The sequence below is a fragment of the Agrobacterium sp. ST15.16.055 genome, assembly GCF_027956555.1.
Taxonomy (GTDB): Bacteria; Pseudomonadota; Alphaproteobacteria; order Rhizobiales; family Rhizobiaceae; genus Agrobacterium; species Agrobacterium salinitolerans.
The window spans coordinates 1-19,605 of sequence record NZ_JAQKGN010000026.1 but is presented as its reverse complement, the minus strand read 5'-3'; the positions used below and the strand labels follow the sequence as shown (position 1 = coordinate 19,605).

Genomic DNA, 19,605 nt, shown 5'->3' with positions numbered 1-19,605 from the left:
CATACGCCTTGAACTCGCCGAAGAACTTCGTGATTGCCGCCGTCAGCGACGTCTTGCCATGGTCAACGTGACCGATCGTGCCAATGTTGACGTGCGGCTTCGTCCGCTCAAACTTGCTCTTTGCCATTAGTGGCTCTCCATTCTTGTCCCTTGACGGGAATAATCTTCAAAATTCGGTGGGGCGTACCCCGATCACTTCTGACCGGAGTACTTAGCCTGGATTTCCTGCGCCACGTTCGACGGAACCGGCGAATAGTGGTCGAACGTCATCGAGTACTGCGCGCGACCCTGCGACATGGAGCGCAGGTTGTCGACGTACTTGAACATGTTCGCGAGCGGAACATGCGCGTTGATGACGACGGCGATACCACGGCTTTCCTGGCCCTGGATCTGACCACGACGGGAGTTCAGGTCGCCGATAACGTCGCCGACATAGTCTTCCGGCGTTACGACTTCGACCTTCATCATCGGCTCGAGAAGCTGTGCGCCAGCCTTCTTCGCTGCTTCACGGAAGCAGGCGCGCGAAGCGATTTCGAAGGCGAGAACCGACGAGTCGACATCGTGGAATGCACCGTCAACCAGCGTCGCCTTGACGCCGAGCATCGGGAAGCCAGCCAGCGGACCGGAAGACAGAACGCTTTCGATACCCTTCTGAACGCCCGGGATGTATTCCTTCGGAACAGCACCGCCGACGATCTTCGACTCGAACTTGAAGTCTTCGCCTTCGGGGTTCGGTTCGAAGATGATCTTCACGCGGGCGAACTGGCCGGTACCACCGGACTGCTTCTTGTGCGTGTAGTCTTCTTCGTGCTGACGGGTGATCGTTTCGCGGTAGGCAACCTGCGGCGCACCGACGGTAGCTTCAACCTTGAATTCGCGACGCATACGGTCGACGATGATGTCGAGGTGAAGTTCGCCCATGCCGGCAATGATGGTCTGGCCGGATTCGTCGTCGGTCTTGACGCGGAAGGACGGATCTTCTGCAGCCAGACGGTTGAGCGCGAGGCCCATCTTTTCCTGGTCGCCCTTGGTCTTCGGCTCGATCGCGATCTGGATGACCGGCTCGGGGAATTCCATGCGCTCAAGGATAACCGGCTTCAGCGGATCGCAGAGCGTGTCACCCGTGGTGGTTTCCTTCAGACCGGCCAGAGCAACGATGTCGCCTGCATAGGCTTCTTCGATGTCTTCACGGCTGTTGGAGTGCATCTGCAGCATACGGCCGACGCGCTCGCGCTTGTCCTTGACCGTATTCATGACCGACGTGCCCTTTTCGAGCTTGCCGGAGTAGATGCGTGCGAAGGTGAGCGAACCGACGAAGGGGTCGTTCATGATCTTGAAGGCCAGCATGGACAACGGCTCGGAATCGTCAGCGTGACGCTCGATTTCGGCTTCCGTCTTGGCGTCGATGCCCTTGATCGCCGGAATATCCAGCGGCGAAGGCAGGTAGTCGACGACGGCGTCGAGCAGCGGCTGAACGCCCTTGTTCTTGAACGCGGTTCCGCAGAACATCGGGTGGAACTTCACGTCGATGGTGCCGCGGCGAACCAGTTCACGAATCTTGTCGTTATCCGGATAGTTACCTTCGAGGTAGGCTTCCATCGCTTCTTCGTCGATCTCAACAACAGTTTCGATCAGCTTTTCGCGATATTCTTCAGCCTTGGCCTTCATGTCCTCGGGGATTTCGACGACGTCCCACTGAGCGCCGAGCGATTCGTCGCGCCATACGAGAGCATTCATTTCGACCAGGTCGATGACGCCCTTGAACTCGGTCTCAGCGCCGATCGGCAGCTGCATGACGACGGCGGTAGCGCCGAGACGGGTCTTGATCATTTCTACCGAGCGGTAGAAGTCAGCACCGGTCTTGTCCATCTTGTTGCAGAAGATCATGCGCGGAACATGATACTTCTCAGCCTGACGCCAGACGGTTTCCGTCTGCGGCTCAACACCGGCGTTGGCGTCGAGCAGAGCGATCGCGCCGTCGAGAACGCGCAGCGAACGCTCGACCTCGATGGTGAAGTCGACGTGGCCGGGGGTGTCGATGATGTTGAAGCGGCGGGTCTTGCCGTCACGGCCCTTCCAGAAGGTCGTGGTCGCAGCAGACGTGATGGTGATACCACGCTCCTGCTCCTGCTCCATCCAGTCCATCGTGGCTGCGCCATCGTGAACTTCGCCGATCTTGTGCGACTTACCGGTGTAATAAAGAATACGCTCGGTGGTCGTCGTCTTGCCGGCGTCGATATGCGCCATGATACCGAAATTGCGGTAGTCTTCGATTTTATATTCGCGAGCCATAATGGACTGCCTTTCGATATGCGACCGGTTAAGATTACCAGCGGTAATGCGAGAATGCGCGGTTGGCGTCGGCCATCTTGTGCGTGTCTTCGCGCTTCTTGACAGCGGAACCGCGGTTGTTCGCAGCGTCCATGAGTTCGCCGGAAAGGCGATCGACCATGGTCGTTTCGTTGCGCTTGCGGGCAGCCGTGATCAGCCAGCGGATAGCGAGGGCCTGACGGCGCTCGGGGCGAACGTCGACCGGGACCTGGTAGGTTGCACCACCAACGCGGCGCGAACGCACTTCAACGTGCGGAGCGACGTTGTCGAGGGCGGAGTGGAACACGCCGAGCGGCTCCTGCTTCGTCTTGCCCTGAACGACGTCGAATGCGCCGTAAACGATGCTTTCTGCGACCGACTTCTTGCCGTGAAGCATGATGGCGTTCATGAACTTGGTGACGACCAGATCGCCGAACTTCGGGTCCGGGTTGATCTCACGCTTTTCTGCACTATGGCGACGGGACATATTCTTTGTCTCTCAATGTTATTGACGCTAAACCACGCGGAGAACCTCGCGCAGCGCCGGAATTTGTTTAAACCGAATTACTTCGGACGCTTCGCACCGTACTTGGAGCGGCGCTGCTTGCGGTTCTTGACGCCCTGGGTATCGAGAACACCGCGGATGATGTGGTAACGCACACCCGGCAAGTCCTTTACGCGGCCGCCGCGGATCATGACCACGGAGTGTTCCTGAAGGTTGTGACCTTCGCCCGGAATGTAGCCGATAACTTCAAAGCCGTTGGTGAGACGAATCTTGGCAACCTTACGCAGAGCCGAGTTCGGCTTCTTCGGGGTCGTCGTGTAAACGCGGGTGCAAACACCACGCTTCTGCGGGTTTTCCTGAAGAGCAGGAACCTTGTTGCGCTTTACCTGTGCCTGGCGAGGCTTGCGGATCAGCTGGTTTACGGTAGGCATATAACCATCCCTTGCAAAAACTACTTTAGCCACCCTCACGGGTGGCGGCTATGCCGTTGCCGGCGACGATGCACGCATATATCCTCATGCGCAAAACGTGGCCCGATCCGTTTTCACGGATGGACCACCAAGAGCAGAGGACACCGGATGAGGCGTCTTGCGTGCAACATTCGTGTCTTCTACGTGCAATGGAGACCCGTTTGAGATGATGTTCGGGAAAAAGCTTACCGAACGGCCAGCACCCACAGAGGCTCCGATGGCGGGCGTACTACTGTTTTAGCCAGCTTTCGTCAAGGGTGAATCCACATTTTGCGCCGCCACCCCTGGCCGCAAAGCCCACGCCCGGGGCATTTCCAACGCGCTTTAACATAAGTCTGCGCAGAAGGCAGCGATTTTAACCTCCGCGCTTTGGCTTTTCATAAAATCCGTCTATTGATTCCCTCAGGGCGGGCCGGATCGGTCTCGCCACCCGCGGGACCGATTCCATCGGCCCGCATGACAGCAACGATAGATCAAGGAACGCGTCATGAGCACCCTCCCCGACAACGACAACGGACGCGACGAGCCGATGGTCTTCATCGTCATCGGCAAGGCATATGAGACCGACAACTCCGAGGGTATCGACATTCACGTCATCCTCAGGGCGCCGGACGACGATACCGCCGTGCGCGAAACGCTGAACGCGCTTTCCGAGGAAGGCTTCATCGAAGCCGATCTCGACCAGATCGGCATGCTGACCGATATCCCGGATGAAGAGCCGCACGCCTCCGCCTATCAGGGAGCTCTCGAAGGCGAAGTCGCCATCATCCGCTTCGCCTGAGGTTCAAGCCATGACGGTTAGACGTATCGTCGCCAATATAGCAACGCCAGAGCCCGCGCGGGCTCAGGCGTTCTACGGTGACATTCTCGGCATGCCCGTCGCCATGGATCATGGCTGGATCGTCACCCATACGAGCCCACTCGAAGCGCGGGCTCAGGTGAGTTTCGCACGCGAAGGTGGCTCCGGCACGGATGTGCCGGACCTCTCCATTGAGGTCGACGATTTCGACGAGGTCCACGCCCGAATCCTGACGGCCGAATTGCCGATCGAATACGGCCCCGCAGTCGAGGCGTGGGGTGTACGGCGCCTGTTCGTGCGCGATCCCTTCGGCAAGCTCATCAATATATTAAGTCACTCATAGATTATATACTTTGGATACAATAGTATTAATTCTTTATACATTGAACATCTGGCCCGCATCAGCCTAGAATAGTTCCGACGCAAATTTTCGGTGGCGGGTTGGATACTATATCGTCGGCAGACATTATCGATAACATTTATGAAGCGGCGCTTTTCCCTGACCGCTGGATGCAGGTTCTGGTAGCTGTTTGCCGCCATCTGAATTTCTGGGGCGGCGCGATTACCTGGGGCAAGGGAGAAGACCAGGTCTGGCTTTACACGCCCAGCTTTCAGGAACTGATGAAGGACTTCGTGGCGGGCGGCTGGAACCATCGCAATGATCGCCTCAGCCGCATCGCGCGGGAAGGCCAATTCTCTTTCGCGCAGGATTTGGACGTCTTCAACCATGAGGAATGGGCCGAGTTGCCGATCGTTCGTGACTTTCTCGTGCCCCGCGGTCTGGGCTACGGCGCAGCAACGCAGATCGCTCCACCCGGCCATCCGGAAATGACAGTGCTGTTTGAACGCAGGCTCGACGCAGGCGTCATCACGCCTGAGACCATGGCTGCACTCGGCGGACTGAGGCCGCATATCGCCCGCAGCCTCACCCTCGCAACACAGTTGCAGCGTCAGAAGGCTGATGCGATGACCTTTGGTCTCAACGCCATTGGCGCGCCGGCCGCCGTGCTGCAGACGAGCGGCCGCATCCTCTCGGCCAACGATCTGTTCCTGTCATTACAGAAATGCTTTTCCGCCCGCACGCGCGAGAGGATCTCCATTGCCGATGAGGGAGTGAACCGACTGCTCTACAAGGCACTCTCCGGGCAAGACGCCGGCTCCTTCCCTCTCCCCGCCAGCGCTGACGGCGCCTGCATTCTTCACCTCATACCGCTGCGCAAGAGCGCACTGGATTTTTCACCCAACGGCAACGCCATCGTGCTCGTATCGCAACCGACGGGTGCCATTGCCGATGCTAACACATTGCTGAAGGGTCTCTACGATCTCACCAATGGCGAAGCGCGGGTAGCACTGGAAATCATGAAGGGGCTTTCGCTTCCAGCCGTGGCGAAGCAACTGAAAGTCTCCCACGAAACCGTTCGAAGCAACGCCAAGTCGATCTATGCAAAGACCGGCAGCACCGGCAAGACCGATCTCGTTCGCCGGCTTTCCGTTCTCACCCGCTATAACATCCCCGGGCAGGGCTAACCCATCGCGCCGGGATGAATATCCGAGTTCACTGACGAGGGATGACCAACCCCGAATTCCGCAAAACAAAAAACGCCCGGATTGCTCCGGGCGTCTTGCTCTGAATTTCGGAGGGGCTTCGCAAAGCCCCTGCCCTTCCGGCCTTATTCGGCGGCCGGAGCCTGGTCCGTCATGTCCTGCAGCATCTGGTTCGCAGAGCCTGCGCCCGTACCCTTGCGGCGTTCCTCGAGAATGAGGTCGTCGCGCGAGGTGGCGATGCGGCGGATCTGCGTCATGGTGCCGCCGGTACCGGCCGGGATGAGACGGCCGACGATGACGTTTTCCTTGAGGCCCTGCAGCGTGTCCGTCTTGCCGGCAATCGCAGCTTCCGTGAGAACCTTGGTGGTCTCCTGGAAGGATGCGGCCGAGATGAAGGACGGCGTCTGCAGCGAAGCCTTGGTGATGCCGAGCAGAACCGGCTCGCCATACGCAGGCTTCTTGCCCTCTTCGATCAGACGGTCGTTCATGTCTTCCATCTCGATACGGTCGACATTGTCGCCAACGATATACTGGCTGTCACCAGCATCGGTGATCTCAACCTTCTGCAGCATCTGGCGAACGATCACCTCGATGTGCTTGTCGTTGATCACAACGCCCTGCAGTCGGTAGACTTCCTGGATTTCGTTCACGAGGTAGGAAGCCAGAGCCTCCACACCCTTGATCGCCAGAATGTCGTGCGGTGCCGGGTTACCGTCGAGGATGTATTCACCCTTTTCGATATAGTCGCCTTCCTGAAGGTGGAAGGGCTTGCCCTTCGGGATCAGGTATTCGACTGGCTCGACGCCGTCTTCCGCAGGTTCGATCATCACGCGACGCTTGTTCTTGTAGTCGCGGCCGAGGCGGATCGTACCATCGATCTCTGCGATGATGGCGTGGTCCTTCGGACGACGGGCTTCGAACAGTTCGGCAACGCGCGGCAGACCACCGGTGATGTCCTTCGTCTTGGCGCTTTCCAGCGGCGAACGTGCAAGCACGTCGCCCTGGGAGACCTTCGCACCCGGCTCGACCGACAGGATGGCGTCAACCGAAAGCTGGAAGCGGGCTTCGCCACCACGGGCAAGCTTCGCAACAGCACCGGACGCGTCCTTGATGACGATCGCAGGCTTGAGATCCGAACCGCGCGGCGTCGAACGCCAGTCAATGACCTGACGCTTGGTGATGCCGGTGGATTCGTCGGTCGCTTCCAGAACGGAGAGGCCGTCGACGAGGTCTTCGAAGTGAACGGTACCTTCCACTTCCGTCATCATCGGACGGGTATAGGGGTCCCACTCTGCAAGACGCTGGCCACGCTTTACCTTGTCGCCATCGTCCACGAAGATCTTCGAACCGTAAGCGACACGCTGCGTGGACCGTTCCGCGCCGCGCTCGTCAAGGATCGTAACGGACATGTTACGGCCCATGGCGATGAGAACGCCTTCGGAGTTCCGCAGGATGTTGCGGTTCTTGATCTGGATCGTGCCTTCATACGACGCTTCGAGGAACGACTGGTCGACCACGTTTGCCGTACCGCCAAGGTGGAAGGTACGCATGGTGAGCTGCGTGCCCGGTTCACCGATCGACTGCGCGGCAATGACGCCAACGGCTTCGCCCATGTTGACAGGCGTACCGCGTGCAAGGTCACGACCGTAGCAGACGCCGCAGACGCCGATCTGCACTTCGCAGGTAAGCGCAGAGCGGATGCGGACGGACTGGATGCCGGCCTTTTCGATGGTCGCAACGTCCGCTTCGTCGATCAGAGTCCCAGCCTTGACGATGTTTTCGCCGGTGACCGGGTTGTCGATATCGTCCAGAGCCGTACGACCGAGGATACGTGCGCCCAGCGAAGCAACGACCTGACCGGCATCGACGATGGCCGTCATGGTGAGGCCCTTGTCGGTGCCGCAATCCCTGGAGTTGACGATGCAATCCTGCGCGACATCGACGAGACGACGGGTCAGGTAACCGGAGTTCGCGGTCTTCAGGGCGGTGTCTGCGAGACCCTTACGGGCACCGTGGGTCGAGTTGAAGTACTCGTTAACGGTCAGGCCTTCCTTAAAGTTCGAGATAATCGGCGTCTCGATGATTTCACCCGACGGCTTCGCCATCAGGCCGCGCATGCCGCCCAGCTGACGCATCTGGTTCGGAGAACCACGAGCACCCGAGTGGGACATCATGTAGATGGAGTTCATCGGCTTCTGGCGGCCCGTTTCCGGATCGAACTCGACAGCCTTGATGCGCGCCATCATTTCTTCGGCGACCTTTTCGGTAGCCTTGCCCCAGGCGTCGACAACCTTGTTGTACTTTTCGCCCTGGGTGATGAGACCATCATTGTACTGCTGTTCGTATTCCTTCACGAGAGCTTCGGTGTCGCCAACGATCTTCACCTTGCTGTCCGGAATGACCATGTCGTCCTTGCCGAACGAAATGCCGGCGCGGCAGGCGTGGCTGAAGCCGAGCTGCATGATGCGGTCGCAGAAGATGACCGTGTCTTTCTGGCCGCAATGACGGTAGACCGTGTCGATCATCTTGGAGATGTTCTTCTTGGTCATTTCCTGGTTGCAGACGTCGAAAGGCACGTTGACGTTCTTCGGCAGAAGTTCGCCGATGAGCATACGGCCAGGGGTCGTCTCATGGATCTTCGAAACCGGCTTGCCATCGGCATCCACGGTCTTGAAGCGTCCACGAATCTTGGCATGCAACGTCACGACCTTGTTTTCAAGCGCGTGATGCAGCTCACCGATGTCGGAGAAGGCCATGCCTTCGCCCGGCTCGTTCTGGTTCATGATCGACAGGTAGTACAGGCCGAGAACCATGTCCTGCGAAGGAACGATGATCGGGTGGCCGTTTGCCGGATGCAGGATGTTGTTGGTCGACATCATCAGCACGCGCGCTTCCAGCTGGGCTTCCAGCGAAAGCGGAACGTGAACAGCCATCTGGTCACCGTCGAAGTCGGCGTTGAAGGCCGTGCAGACGAGCGGGTGCAGCTGGATGGCCTTGCCTTCGACCAGCATCGGTTCGAAAGCCTGGATGCCCAGACGGTGCAGCGTCGGTGCGCGGTTCAGGAGAACCGGATGTTCGCGGATGACCTCGTCGAGGATATCCCAGACCTCAGGCTTTTCCTTTTCAACCAGCTTCTTGGCCTGCTTGACGGTCGAGGAGTAACCCTTGGCGTCGAGGCGGGCGTAGATGAACGGCTTGAACAGTTCGAGCGCCATCTTCTTCGGCAGGCCGCACTGGTGCAGCTTCAGTTCCGGACCGGTCACGATGACCGAACGGCCGGAATAGTCGACGCGCTTGCCGAGAAGGTTCTGGCGGAAGCGGCCCTGCTTGCCCTTGAGCATGTCGGAGAGCGACTTCAGCGGACGCTTGTTGGCACCCGTGATGACGCGACCGCGACGGCCGTTATCGAAGAGCGCATCGACGGATTCCTGCAACATACGCTTTTCGTTGCGGATGATGATGCCAGGCGCACGAAGCTCGATCAGGCGCTTCAGACGGTTGTTACGGTTGATGACGCGGCGATAGAGATCGTTGAGGTCGGACGTCGCGAAACGGCCGCCATCCAGCGGAACCAGCGGACGCAGGTCCGGCGGGATCACGGGAACGACCTTCATGATCATCCATTCCGGGCGGTTGCCGGATTCCATGAAGTTCTCGACGATCTTCAGGCGCTTCATCAGCTTCTTCTGCTTGAGATCGGACGTGGTCTCAGCAAGTTCGGCACGCAGGTCGCCGGCGATCTTTTCCAGATTCATCGAAGCCAGCATCTCGTAGATGGCTTCAGCGCCGATCATGGCGGTGAACTGGTCTTCGCCGAACTCGTCGACGGCAATCATGTACTCTTCTTCAGACAGAAGCTGGTTCTGCTTGAGCGAGGTAAGACCGGGTTCGGTGACGATGTAGTTCTCGAAATAGAGAACGCGTTCGACATCCTTCAGCGTCATGTCGAGCAGGGTCGAGATACGCGAAGGAAGCGACTTCAGAAACCAGATGTGGGCAACCGGCGCTGCGAGCTCGATATGGCCCATGCGCTCACGGCGAACGCGCGACAGCGTCACTTCGACGCCGCACTTTTCGCAGATGATGCCCTTGTACTTCATGCGCTTGTACTTGCCGCACAGGCACTCATAGTCCTTGATCGGTCCGAAGATACGCGCACAGAAAAGACCGTCACGCTCAGGCTTGAACGTACGGTAGTTGATGGTTTCCGGCTTCTTGATCTCGCCGTAGGACCACGACAGGATTTTTTCCGGCGAAGCGATCGAAATCCGGATGGAATCGAAATGCTGCGCAGGCACCTGAGGATTGAAAAGATTCATGACCTCTTGGTTCATGCCTTGTCTCCTTGAGAGGCTAGCTGCTGCCCCTGTTTGCATCCGGACCGGCTTCTTCCCGGGTCGCCGTCCAGAGCTTTAAATACGGATTAACCGCATAATGCGGCGAAAGTGTCCCGAACCGGCCAATACCGTCCGGGAAACCGGCAGGCGCCCTTGCAGGCGCCCGCCTCTATCGTCTTATTCCGCCGCGTCGGGCAGCTGGTCTTCGGGCTGGTTCTCGATCTTCGAGTTTTCCAGTTCGACCGAAAGACCCAGCGACCGCATTTCCTTGACGAGAACGTTGAAGCTCTCCGGAATACCGGCCTCGAAGGTGTCGTCGCCACGGACGATCGCTTCGTAGACCTTGGTGCGGCCCGCCACGTCGTCCGACTTGACGGTGAGCATTTCCTGCAGCGTGTAAGCCGCGCCGTATGCTTCCAGAGCCCAGACTTCCATTTCCCCGAAGCGCTGACCGCCGAACTGCGCCTTTCCGCCCAGCGGCTGCTGGGTAACGAGCGAGTAAGGACCGATCGAACGAGCGTGGATCTTGTCGTCAACAAGGTGGTTCAGCTTGATCATGTACATGTAGCCGACGGTGACCTTACGGTCGAACGGCTCACCGGTACGACCGTCATAAAGAACGGACTGACCGGATTCATGCAGACCTGCCTTCTTCAGCATCGCGGCGACGTCAGGCTCATGCGCACCGTCGAAGACCGGGGTCGCGATGGAAACACCGCGCTTGGCTTCTTCGGCAAGCTTGACAAGCGAGTCGTCATCGAAACTCTGAACCTCGTCATTGGCTTCAGACGCGTAGATTTCCGTCAGCTCGCTGCGAAGCTCGCTGATGTCCATCGTCTTGCGATACTCTTCGAGCATCTCGCCGATCTTCTTGCCCATGCCTGCGCATGCCCATGCGAGATGGGTTTCGAGGATCTGGCCGACGTTCATGCGCGAAGGCACGCCGAGCGGGTTCAAGCAGATGTCGACATGCGTGCCGTCTTCGAGGAACGGCATGTCCTCGACCGGAACGATGCGCGACACAACGCCCTTGTTGCCGTGACGGCCGGCCATCTTGTCGCCCGGCTGGATCTTGCGCTTAACGGCAACGAAGACCTTGACCATCTTCATGACGCCCGGAGGCATTTCATCGCCACGCTGGACCTTTTCGACCTTGTCCATGAAGCGCTGTTCAAGGCGCGACTTGGATTCGTCGTACTGGCCGCGAAGCGCTTCCAGCTCGGACTGAGCCTTCTCGTCTTCGACAGCGAACATCCACCACTGCGAGCGGGGATATTCGGAGACGACGCCGTTGGAGAGCTCGACGCCCTTCTTGAAGCCCTTCGGACCGGCAATCGAAACCTGACCACGCAGCATGTCGATCAGACGGCCATAGACGTTACGGTCGAGGATCGCCTGCTCGTCGTCGCGGTCCTTCGCCAGACGCTCAATCTCTTCGCGCTCGATAGCCATCGCGCGCTCGTCCTTCTCCACACCGTGACGGTTGAAGACGCGGACTTCCACGACCGTACCGAACGTGCCCGGAGGCATGCGCATGGAGGTGTCGCGAACGTCGGAAGCCTTTTCACCGAAGATGGCGCGCAGAAGCTTTTCTTCCGGCGTCATCGGGCTTTCGCCCTTCGGCGTGATCTTGCCGACGAGGATGTCGCCCGGCTGAACTTCCGCACCGATGTACACGATACCGGCTTCGTCGAGGTTCTTCAGCGCTTCTTCCGAAACGTTCGGAATGTCGCGCGTGATTTCTTCCGGACCAAGCTTCGTGTCGCGCGCCATCACTTCGAATTCTTCGATGTGGATGGAGGTGAACACGTCGTCGGAAACGATACGCTCCGACATCAGGATCGAGTCTTCGTAGTTGTAGCCGTTCCAGGGCATGAACGCGACGAGCGCGTTGCGGCCGAGAGCCAGATCGCCGAGGTCGGTCGACGGACCGTCCGCGATGATATCGCCCTTGGAGATGATGTCGCCAACGGAAACCAGCGGACGCTGGTTGACGCAGGTGTTCTGGTTCGAACGCTGGAACTTCTGCAGACGATAGATGTCAACACCGGACTTGCCGGCATCGAGGTCTTCCGTGGCGCGGATAACGATACGGGTCGCATCCACCTGATCGACGACACCGCCGCGACGGGACGCAATGGCAGCGCCGGAGTCACGGGCGACGATCGGCTCCATGCCGGTACCGACGAACGGCGCCTCGGCGCGCAGAAGCGGAACGGCCTGACGCTGCATGTTCGAGCCCATGAGAGCGCGGTTGGCGTCGTCGTTTTCCAGGAACGGAATGAGCGCCGCTGCGACCGAAACGAGCTGCTTCGGCGAAACGTCCATCAGGTTGATGTTGTCACGCGGTGCGAGCATAACTTCGCCCGAGTGACGGCAGACGACGAACTCTTCCGAGAACGAGCCGTCTTCATTGAGCGGCGCGTTGGCCTGCGCGACGTAATACTTGGCCTCTTCCATCGCGGAGAGGTAGATCACGTCATTGGTCACCTTACCTTCGACGATCTTGCGGTACGGGCTTTCGATGAAGCCGTACTTGTTGACGCGGGCGAAGGTTGCAAGCGAGTTGATCAGACCGATGTTCGGGCCTTCCGGCGTTTCGATCGGGCAAATACGGCCGTAATGGGTCGGGTGAACGTCGCGGACTTCGAAGCCGGCGCGCTCGCGGGTCAGACCACCCGGTCCAAGAGCCGAAAGACGGCGCTTGTGGGTGATTTCCGAAAGCGGGTTCACCTGGTCCATGAACTGCGAAAGCTGCGAGGAACCGAAGAATTCGCGAACAGCGGCGGCAGCCGGCTTCGCGTTGATCAGGTCCTGCGGCATCACGGTGTCGATTTCGATCGAGGACATACGTTCCTTGATCGCACGTTCCATGCGCAGAAGGCCCAGACGATACTGGTTTTCCATCAGTTCGCCGACAGAGCGAACACGGCGGTTGCCGAGGTTGTCGATGTCGTCGATTTCGCCCTTGCCGTCGCGCAGTTCGACCAGCATCTTGACAACCGCGAGGATGTCTTCCTTGCGCAGCGTGCGCACGGTGTCTTCCGCATCGAGGTCGAGGCGCATGTTCATCTTGACGCGGCCGACGGCCGACAGATCGTAACGCTCTGCATCGAAGAACAGCGAGTTGAACATCGCTTCCGCCGATTCCATGGTCGGGGGCTCACCCGGACGCATGACGCGGTAGATGTCGAACAGGGCTTCCTGACGGTTCTCGTTCTTGTCGGCAGACAGCGTGTTGCGGATATAGGCACCAACATTGACGTGGTCGATGTTGAGGACTGGAATCTCGTCGAAGCCCGACTGCAGGATGAGACCGAGGGTCTTCTCGTCGATTTCGTCGCCGGCTTCGAGATAGATTTCACCCGTCTCGTAGTTGACGATGTCTTCGGCCAGATAGTTGCCATAAAGGTCTTCGTCAGTCGCCTTCAGCGCCTTCAGGCCCTTCTCCGTCAGCTGGCGGATCAGGCGCGGGGTCAGCTTCTTGCCGCCTTCGACCACGACTTCGCCGGTATCGGCGTCGATCATGTCGGTGATGACCTTGGCGTTCTTCAGCGTCTCGGGCTGGAAGGGAATGCGCCAGCCGTCGCCGTCGCGCTCATAGGAAGCCTTGGTGTAGAAGGTCGACAGAATGTCTTCGCCGTCCATGCCAAGCGCCATCAGCAGCGAGGTCACGGGGATCTTGCGGCGGCGGTCGATACGCGCATAGACGATGTCCTTGGCGTCGAACTCGATGTCGAGCCAGGAACCGCGATACGGGATGACGCGGGCAGCAAACAGCAGCTTGCCGGAAGAATGGCTCTTGCCCTTGTCGTGATCGAAGAACACGCCCGGCGAACGGTGCATCTGCGAAACGATGACGCGCTCGGTGCCGTTGACGATGAACGTACCGTTATTGGTCATGAGCGGCATATCGCCCATGTAGACGGACTGTTCCTTGATGTCCTTGATGGACTTCGCGCCCGTATCTTCATCGATATCGAACACGATGAGACGCAGAGTCACCTTGAGCGGCGCTGCATAGGTCAGATCGCGCTGACGGCATTCCTCGACGTCGAACTTCGGCGCTTCGAATTCGTAGGACACGAATTCAAGCATGGACGCGCCCGAGAAATCGGTGATCGGGAATACGGATTTGAATACGGCATTCAATCCCTCGTCGGGACGGCCACCCTTGGGCTCGTCAACCATGAGAAACTGGTCATACGAAGCCTTCTGAACCTCGATGAGGTTCGGCATTTCCGCTACTTCTGGAATTTTGCCGAAAAACTTGCGTACGCGCCTGCGACCGTTAAACGAAAGGGTCTGAGCCATCGTCGCTCCTTTAAAATTGCATCCGGGCCTGCAACGGACGGGAACCGATGGCCAGTCGATCCCGTCAAGCAATGGGTATCATCAATCTCGTTCCACATCCCGGATCGATCAGGCCGGATTGCCTAGATGAGCCGGTTCGGAACCATTCTCTTGAAGAACCCATTACCCAAAAGCCATTTTCACGCGGCTTTTGGGTAATGAGTTTTAAAAACGATGATGACGGAAAGGGACATAAAGCCCCTTCCCGCCAGCAATCGCAAGATTACTTAACGTCAACCTTGGCGCCTGCGTCCTCAAGCTTCTTCTTGAGATCAGCAGCTTCAGCCTTGGAAACAGCTTCCTTGACCGCCTTCGGAGCGCCTTCGACGAGGTCCTTGGCTTCCTTGAGGCCGAGGCCGGTGATGCCGCGAACTTCCTTGATGACGTTGATCTTGTTGGCGCCAGCGTCAACCAGGATAACGTCGAACTCGGTCTTTTCTTCTTCAACAGCAGCAGCAACGCCAGCACCACCAGCAGCAGCAACAGCTACCGGAGCAGCAGCGGAAACGCCCCACTTTTCTTCAAGAAGCTTCGACAGTTCTGCAGCTTCCAGAACGGTCAGCGAGGAGAGGTCTTCTACGATCTTTGCGAGATCAGCCATTTTGATAGTTCCTTTTGTTCAGTTCGAACCAGTTTGAATATTTACAGCGAAAAACCGCCTTAAGCGGCTTCGTCCTTCTTGGCGTAAGCCGAGAACACGCGGGCAAGCTGGCTTGCCGGTGCTGCAACAACCGTTGCGACGCGAGTTGCCGGGGCATTGAGAAGGCCCAGCAGCTTTGCACGCAGCTCGTCGAGCGAAGGCAGGGTCGCAAGCGACTTGACTGCTTCGGCGTTGAGCGTGGTTGCGCCCATGGCGCCGCCCAAAACAACGACCTTGTCGTTGGTCTTGGCGAAATCCATGACGACTTTCGGAGCGATCATCGGGTCAGTGCTGTATGCAATCAGCGTCTGTCCCTTGAAGAGATTGGTCATCCCTTCCGACTCCGTACCCTGAAGAGCGATCTTGGCCAGGCGGTTCTTCGCGACCTTGACGGTGCCTCCGGCAGCGCGCATCTTCGAACGGAAGTCGTTCATCTGCGCAACGGTGACACCAGCATAGTGGGCCACGACAACCGAACCGGAAGCCTTGAAGACTTCGTTCAGCTCCGTGACGAATTCGCGTTTTTCCGCTCTTTCCACTGTCTGTCTCCAGTAGACGGGACCACATGATTGTGAACCCGTCGGGTTTGCCTTTGCCCCAAGGGACCTTTTTACAAAGATCCCGAGCGACGCTCGAGGATCCTGTCCCCCGCTCTGTCGCCGCAAACGGCTTCAGGCACAGGCACACCAGGTTCGAACCGGACAGTCAGGCATCGAAAGATGCCTCAAATCCAGCCTCACCCGTCTCATGCAGGCTAAATGATTAAGGCCAAATCCCGAAAGACAAGGCCACCCGCAATCTCGGACAGGAGTTCCGGGTTTCCCCGGAAATCTCCGGCTCCCTGGGAGCCGGAAATTCTTTTATTCACACTCCCCTTGGGGAGCGCGAGAATTTATTAAGCGGTGACCGACGAAGGATCGATCTTCACGCCCGGACCCATGGTCGAGGAGATCGCCACGCGCTTGACGTAGTTACCCTTGGCGCCAGCCGGCTTTGCCTTGATGACGGCATCGGCAAAAGCCTTGATGTTTTCTTCAAGAGCCTTGGCGTCGAACGAAGCCTTGCCAACGCCAGCGTGTACGATACCGGCCTTTTCGACGCGGAATTCGACAGCGCCGCCCTTGGATGCCTTGACGGCACCGGCAACGTCCATGGTCACGGTTCCGACCTTCGGGTTCGGCATCATGCCACGCGGGCCGAGTACCTTGCCGAGACGGCCGACGAGCGGCATCATGTCCGGGGTCGCGATGCAGCGATCGAAGTCGATCTTGCCGCCCTGAACGATTTCAACCAGTTCCTCTGCACCAACAACGTCAGCACCAGCAGCCGTGGCTTCATCGGCCTTGGCGCCACGTGCGAAGACGGCGACGCGAACGTCACGGCCGGTGCCGTTCGGCAGGTTGACAACGCCACGAACCATCTGGTCCGCATGGCGCGGGTCAACGCCGAGGTTCATCGAAACTTCAACGGTTTCGTCGAACTTGGCGACTGCACGTTCCTTGACCATCGAAATGGCGTCGGTGAGAACGTAGAGCTTGTTGGAATCCACGCCTTCGCGGATCTTCTGAATGCGCTTTGCTACCTTGGCCATGATCAACCTACCACTTCCAGGCCCATGGCGCGGGCAGAGCCCTCAACCATCGCCATTGCGCCTTCGATGTCGGCTGCGTTCAGATCCTTCATCTTGGCTTCAGCGATCGTCTTGACCTGAGCCTTGGTGATGGAGCCGACCTTGGCGCCCTTGCCGGGCGTCTTGGAACCGGAGGTGATCTTAGCTTCCTTCTTCAGCCAATACGTCATCGGCGGCTGCTTCATAACGAAGGTGAAGGACTTGTCCTGGTAGTAGGTGATGACGACCGGAATCGGCATACCCTTTTCCATTTCCTGCGTGGCGGCATTGAACGCCTTGCAGAATTCCATGATGTTAATGCCACGCTGACCAAGTGCCGGACCGATCGGCGGGGACGGATTGGCCGCCCCGGCCTTTACCTGCAACTTGAGCTGGCCTGCAACTTTCTTAGCCATATCTCTCTGCCTTTCAATTCAAACCGGTTACCCGGCTTCTCTCAAGCCGGATTGCTCCGGCGGCTGCGGTTGCGTGGTGCGGCGCCCTGCCCCGGCTTAAAGAGCCAGTTAGCCTTCCACGCGCTTGGGGCTTCACCCCGCCAATCAGACCTTTTCGACCTGATTGTATTCCAGCTCGACCGGCGTCGCGCGGCCGAAAATCGAAACTTCCACCTTCAGGCGCGAACGCTCTTCGTCGACATCCTGCACCACGCCGTTGAACGACGCGAAAGGACCGTCGGAAACGCGAACCTGCTCGCCGATCTCGAACGAAACCGCAGACTTCGGACGCTCGACACCTTCCTGAACCTGACCGAGGATACGCTCGGCTTCATAATCGGGAATCGGAACAGGCTTGCTGTCCGAACCGAGGAAACCGGTAACCTTCGGCGTGTTCTTGATGAGGTGATAGGCCTCATCCGTCAGGTTGGCGCGCACAAGCACGTAACCTGGAAAAAACTTGCGCTCGCTATCGACTTTGCGGCCGCGACGCACCTCGACCACCTTTTCGGTCGGCACGAGGATTTTCTCGAAAAGATGATCCAGACCCTTCTGACGGGCTTTTTCCTCGATCGACTCAGCGACCTTCTTTTCAAAATTCGAATATGCGTGAACGATATACCAGCGCGCTGCCATTTTTATTCTCCGTTCGATCCTTCTACCGGGCCCTTGAGCGTGCCGTTACCGGCCCACACTCAGCACCAGGCTGAGCAGCCAGCCGATGAGCTGGTCCGCAGCAAAGAAGAACAGAGCCGCAAAAATGACCATCACCAGCACCATAGCCGTCGAAATCATGGTCTCGCGGCGCGACGGCCAAGTGATCTTTGACGCTTCGGCGCGAACCTGCTGCAGAAACGTAAACGGATTGGTTTTGGATGCCATTGACTGCCCACGCAATTACGGCGCGTAAAGCCGATACTAATCAGCCCCACGCACCGCGTGTCTGTTTTGACCCTACATAAACACCGATTCCACTTTTAACAAGAGGAAATCGACATTCGGCGAAATTCGCCGGTAAACCGGCCCCATCTGCCATGCAGCGAAAACCGCGCTTGCGAATGGAAAGTGGCAGGGGCAGAGGGGCTCGAACCCCCGACCTGCGGTTTTGGAGACCGCCGCTCTACCAACTGAGCTATACCCCTTCATCACCTGAACCGGCCGCGAAATCGCTTGGCCAATTCGGTATGCGCTCCTTTAAGGTGCAGGGGAAAGAATGGCAAGTGTGTTTTTTGTTTTTTCCACTCCGCCCCCGAAAATCGTGCACCCGTCAGGGTTTGACGTATTTCCGCCAGTCATGTTCTTCCCTGAAACCCAGAACTTCGCGAATCTTGCGGTTGGAGATCAATCCCTCATGGTCCCCGATATCGCGACGAAATTGCACGCCAGGGAAATATGTCCGCGCAAGCTCTCGCGTGGGAACCGTCGCCGTCGCACTATCATTGACGGCGTTGAAGACCTGATAGCCGAGACCGTCCTTCTCGACGCACAAATGACAGATCTGACCGAGATCACGCGCGTCGATGTAACCCCAGGCATTGCGTTTACGCGTCTCAGGACGGGCAAAGAAGTCGGGAAATTTCTCATATTCATGAGGTTCGATGACATTACCGATTCGCAGCGCGTAAATGTCGTATCCGCTTCGCTCTGCAAAGGCCCGCGCGGTCTTTTCATTCACCACTTTCGACAGTCCGTATGAATCCATCGGATCGACGTCGTAGTCCTCCTCAAGCGGGAAATGATGGAAATCCTTATCGCCTTCGGCAAAGCAGACGCCATAGGTGGTCTCGCTCGATGCGATGACGATCTTGCGAATACCAAGCTTCACCGCGGCTTCGATAACATTGTAGGTTCCCATCGTATTGATGCGGAACGTCTCGTTATCAGGCTTTATCAAAATGCGGGGAACGGCGGCAAAATGGATCACCGCGTCATAGGGCAGAACGCCCTTCCCGCCTTCAAGCTCGGCAAAGTTGCTATGCATCGACAAGGCATTAAAGACCTGCCCGCTGTCGCTGATATCGACGATGAGATTGGTCACGCCCGGCCTGTCGAGAGGCACGAGATCGATGTTGTGAACCTCATACCCTTTGTCGATAAGCCAAGGAATTACATGCCTTCCCGCCTTGCCGGAACCGCCGGTAAATAGAATGCGCTTTTTCATGATACTCCTCATTATCTCCCCGGCAATGACGTAGCAGCCCGGAGAGAAGAACGAAAGCTATTCTCTCCTCTGAGCCGTGCGGCACAAAACAAAAAACCCCGCTGTCACCAGCGGGGTTTTCTCAAATCCCTTACGGGAAAAGATTACTCGACGATCGAAGCCACGATGCCGGCGCCGCGTGCAAATCGCGCTTGCGCGCCATTTGCACATCTTAATTGCCGTCGGCAGGCTTACGGCATCGTTAGCGATCGTTATTCAACGATCGAGGCAACGATGCCGGCGCCGACGGTACGGCCGCCTTCGCGGATAGCGAAGCGCAGCTTTTCTTCCATCGCGATCGGAACGATCAGCTCGACGTCAACGGTGACGTTGTCGCCAGGCATAACCATTTCCGTGCCTTCAGGAAGCGTAACGATGCCCG

At 58.1% G+C, this 19,605-nt stretch carries 16 protein-coding genes, 1 tRNA gene and 1 pseudogene; 3 read left to right on the top strand and 15 right to left on the bottom strand.

The features are described from left to right. From PL599_RS22485 to rpsL, 4 genes are all read right to left on the bottom strand, one after another. The coding region (locus PL599_RS22485; protein WP_244455647.1) for a GTP-binding protein at positions 1 to 127 on the bottom strand (127 nt) is incomplete at its 3' end. A gap of 65 nt (positions 128 to 192) precedes the next feature. Further along, positions 193 to 2,292: an elongation factor G gene (fusA, locus tag PL599_RS22480; RefSeq protein WP_065113660.1), complete on the bottom strand. Its 2,100-nt coding sequence runs from the start codon at positions 2,290 to 2,292 to the stop codon at positions 193 to 195. 34 nt (positions 2,293 to 2,326) lie between these two features. Further along, complete coding sequence (gene rpsG, locus PL599_RS22475; RefSeq protein WP_003507761.1) at positions 2,327 to 2,797, bottom strand: 30S ribosomal protein S7; 471 nt, start codon at positions 2,795 to 2,797, stop codon at positions 2,327 to 2,329. A gap of 77 nt (positions 2,798 to 2,874) precedes the next feature. Beyond that, a complete protein-coding gene (rpsL, locus tag PL599_RS22470) occupies positions 2,875 to 3,246 on the bottom strand; it encodes a 30S ribosomal protein S12 (protein WP_003507760.1) in 372 nt (123 codons plus the stop codon). Positions 3,247 to 3,772: 526 nt separating this feature from the next. On the opposite strand from rpsL, the gene PL599_RS22465 reads away from it, so the two are divergent. The 3 genes from PL599_RS22465 (at position 3,773) to PL599_RS22455 (ending at position 5,611) form a co-directional block, all read left to right on the top strand. Beyond that, a complete protein-coding gene (locus tag PL599_RS22465) occupies positions 3,773 to 4,066 on the top strand; it encodes a transcriptional regulator (protein ID WP_065655890.1) in 294 nt (97 codons plus the stop codon). A 10-nt stretch (positions 4,067 to 4,076) separates the two neighbouring features. Beyond that, positions 4,077 to 4,427: a VOC family protein gene (locus tag PL599_RS22460; RefSeq protein WP_271359884.1), complete on the top strand. Its 351-nt coding sequence runs from the start codon at positions 4,077 to 4,079 to the stop codon at positions 4,425 to 4,427. Between the two features lie 98 nt (positions 4,428 to 4,525). Next, a complete protein-coding gene (locus tag PL599_RS22455) occupies positions 4,526 to 5,611 on the top strand; it encodes a helix-turn-helix transcriptional regulator (RefSeq protein WP_269825401.1) in 1,086 nt (361 codons plus the stop codon). A gap of 143 nt (positions 5,612 to 5,754) precedes the next feature. Here the strand turns inward: PL599_RS22455 and rpoC are convergent, their stop codons facing one another. The 11 genes and pseudogenes from rpoC to tuf form a co-directional block, all read right to left on the bottom strand. Then, entirely contained in the window at positions 5,755 to 9,963 is a 4,209-nt protein-coding gene (rpoC, locus tag PL599_RS22450; RefSeq protein WP_077981785.1) for a DNA-directed RNA polymerase subunit beta', read from the bottom strand. 180 nt (positions 9,964 to 10,143) lie between these two features. After that, entirely contained in the window at positions 10,144 to 14,280 is a 4,137-nt protein-coding gene (gene rpoB, locus PL599_RS22445) for a DNA-directed RNA polymerase subunit beta (protein WP_269825400.1), read from the bottom strand. Positions 14,281 to 14,542: 262 nt separating this feature from the next. After that, positions 14,543 to 14,920 carry a 50S ribosomal protein L7/L12 gene (gene rplL, locus PL599_RS22440; protein ID WP_269825399.1) on the bottom strand — a complete coding sequence of 126 codons (378 nt, stop codon included), beginning with the start codon at positions 14,918 to 14,920 and terminating at the stop codon, positions 14,543 to 14,545. Between the two features lie 59 nt (positions 14,921 to 14,979). Next, positions 14,980 to 15,498: a 50S ribosomal protein L10 gene (rplJ, locus tag PL599_RS22435; RefSeq protein WP_004442637.1), complete on the bottom strand. Its 519-nt coding sequence runs from the start codon at positions 15,496 to 15,498 to the stop codon at positions 14,980 to 14,982. A 356-nt stretch (positions 15,499 to 15,854) separates the two neighbouring features. After that, positions 15,855 to 16,550, bottom strand: coding sequence for a 50S ribosomal protein L1 (gene rplA, locus PL599_RS22430; protein WP_077981788.1), 696 nt, complete (start codon positions 16,548 to 16,550; stop codon positions 15,855 to 15,857). Positions 16,551 to 16,552: 2 nt separating this feature from the next. Continuing rightward, positions 16,553 to 16,984, bottom strand: coding sequence for a 50S ribosomal protein L11 (gene rplK / locus PL599_RS22425; protein WP_003523723.1), 432 nt, complete (start codon positions 16,982 to 16,984; stop codon positions 16,553 to 16,555). A gap of 144 nt (positions 16,985 to 17,128) precedes the next feature. Continuing rightward, positions 17,129 to 17,659 carry a transcription termination/antitermination protein NusG gene (nusG, locus tag PL599_RS22420; protein WP_269825398.1) on the bottom strand — a complete coding sequence of 177 codons (531 nt, stop codon included), beginning with the start codon at positions 17,657 to 17,659 and terminating at the stop codon, positions 17,129 to 17,131. Between the two features lie 45 nt (positions 17,660 to 17,704). Next, positions 17,705 to 17,905, bottom strand: a complete 201-nt coding sequence (gene secE, locus PL599_RS22415) for a preprotein translocase subunit SecE (protein ID WP_042618546.1) — start codon at positions 17,903 to 17,905, stop codon at positions 17,705 to 17,707. Positions 17,906 to 18,089: 184 nt separating this feature from the next. Continuing rightward, positions 18,090 to 18,165, bottom strand: a tRNA-Trp gene (locus PL599_RS22410). Positions 18,166 to 18,290: 125 nt separating this feature from the next. Further along, entirely contained in the window at positions 18,291 to 19,184 is an 894-nt protein-coding gene (locus PL599_RS22405) for an NAD-dependent epimerase/dehydratase family protein (protein WP_077981789.1), read from the bottom strand. A 251-nt stretch (positions 19,185 to 19,435) separates the two neighbouring features. After that, positions 19,436 to 19,605 (bottom strand): annotated as a pseudogene (tuf, locus tag PL599_RS22400) (elongation factor Tu); the annotation flags it as partial.

Bases quoted from the DNA above. Each gene is read 5' to 3' on its own strand.
- fusA (WP_065113660.1), bottom strand. From the start codon at position 2,292: ATGGCTCGCGAATATAAAATCGAAGACTACCGCAATTTCGGTATCATG.
- rpsG (WP_003507761.1), bottom strand. From the start codon at position 2,797: ATGTCCCGTCGCCATAGTGCAGAAAAGCGTGAGATCAACCCGGACCCG.
- rpsL (WP_003507760.1), bottom strand. From the start codon at position 3,246: ATGCCTACCGTAAACCAGCTGATCCGCAAGCCTCGCCAGGCACAGGTA.
- PL599_RS22465 (WP_065655890.1), top strand. From the start codon at position 3,773: ATGAGCACCCTCCCCGACAACGACAACGGACGCGACGAGCCGATGGTC.
- PL599_RS22460 (WP_271359884.1), top strand. From the start codon at position 4,077: ATGACGGTTAGACGTATCGTCGCCAATATAGCAACGCCAGAGCCCGCG.
- rpoC (WP_077981785.1), bottom strand. From the start codon at position 9,963: ATGAACCAAGAGGTCATGAATCTTTTCAATCCTCAGGTGCCTGCGCAG.
- rpoB (WP_269825400.1), bottom strand. From the start codon at position 14,280: ATGGCTCAGACCCTTTCGTTTAACGGTCGCAGGCGCGTACGCAAGTTT.
- rplL (WP_269825399.1), bottom strand. From the start codon at position 14,920: ATGGCTGATCTCGCAAAGATCGTAGAAGACCTCTCCTCGCTGACCGTT.
- rplA (WP_077981788.1), bottom strand. From the start codon at position 16,550: ATGGCCAAGGTAGCAAAGCGCATTCAGAAGATCCGCGAAGGCGTGGAT.
- rplK (WP_003523723.1), bottom strand. From the start codon at position 16,984: ATGGCTAAGAAAGTTGCAGGCCAGCTCAAGTTGCAGGTAAAGGCCGGG.
- nusG (WP_269825398.1), bottom strand. From the start codon at position 17,659: ATGGCAGCGCGCTGGTATATCGTTCACGCATATTCGAATTTTGAAAAG.
- secE (WP_042618546.1), bottom strand. From the start codon at position 17,905: ATGGCATCCAAAACCAATCCGTTTACGTTTCTGCAGCAGGTTCGCGCC.
- PL599_RS22405 (WP_077981789.1), bottom strand. From the start codon at position 19,184: ATGAAAAAGCGCATTCTATTTACCGGCGGTTCCGGCAAGGCGGGAAGG.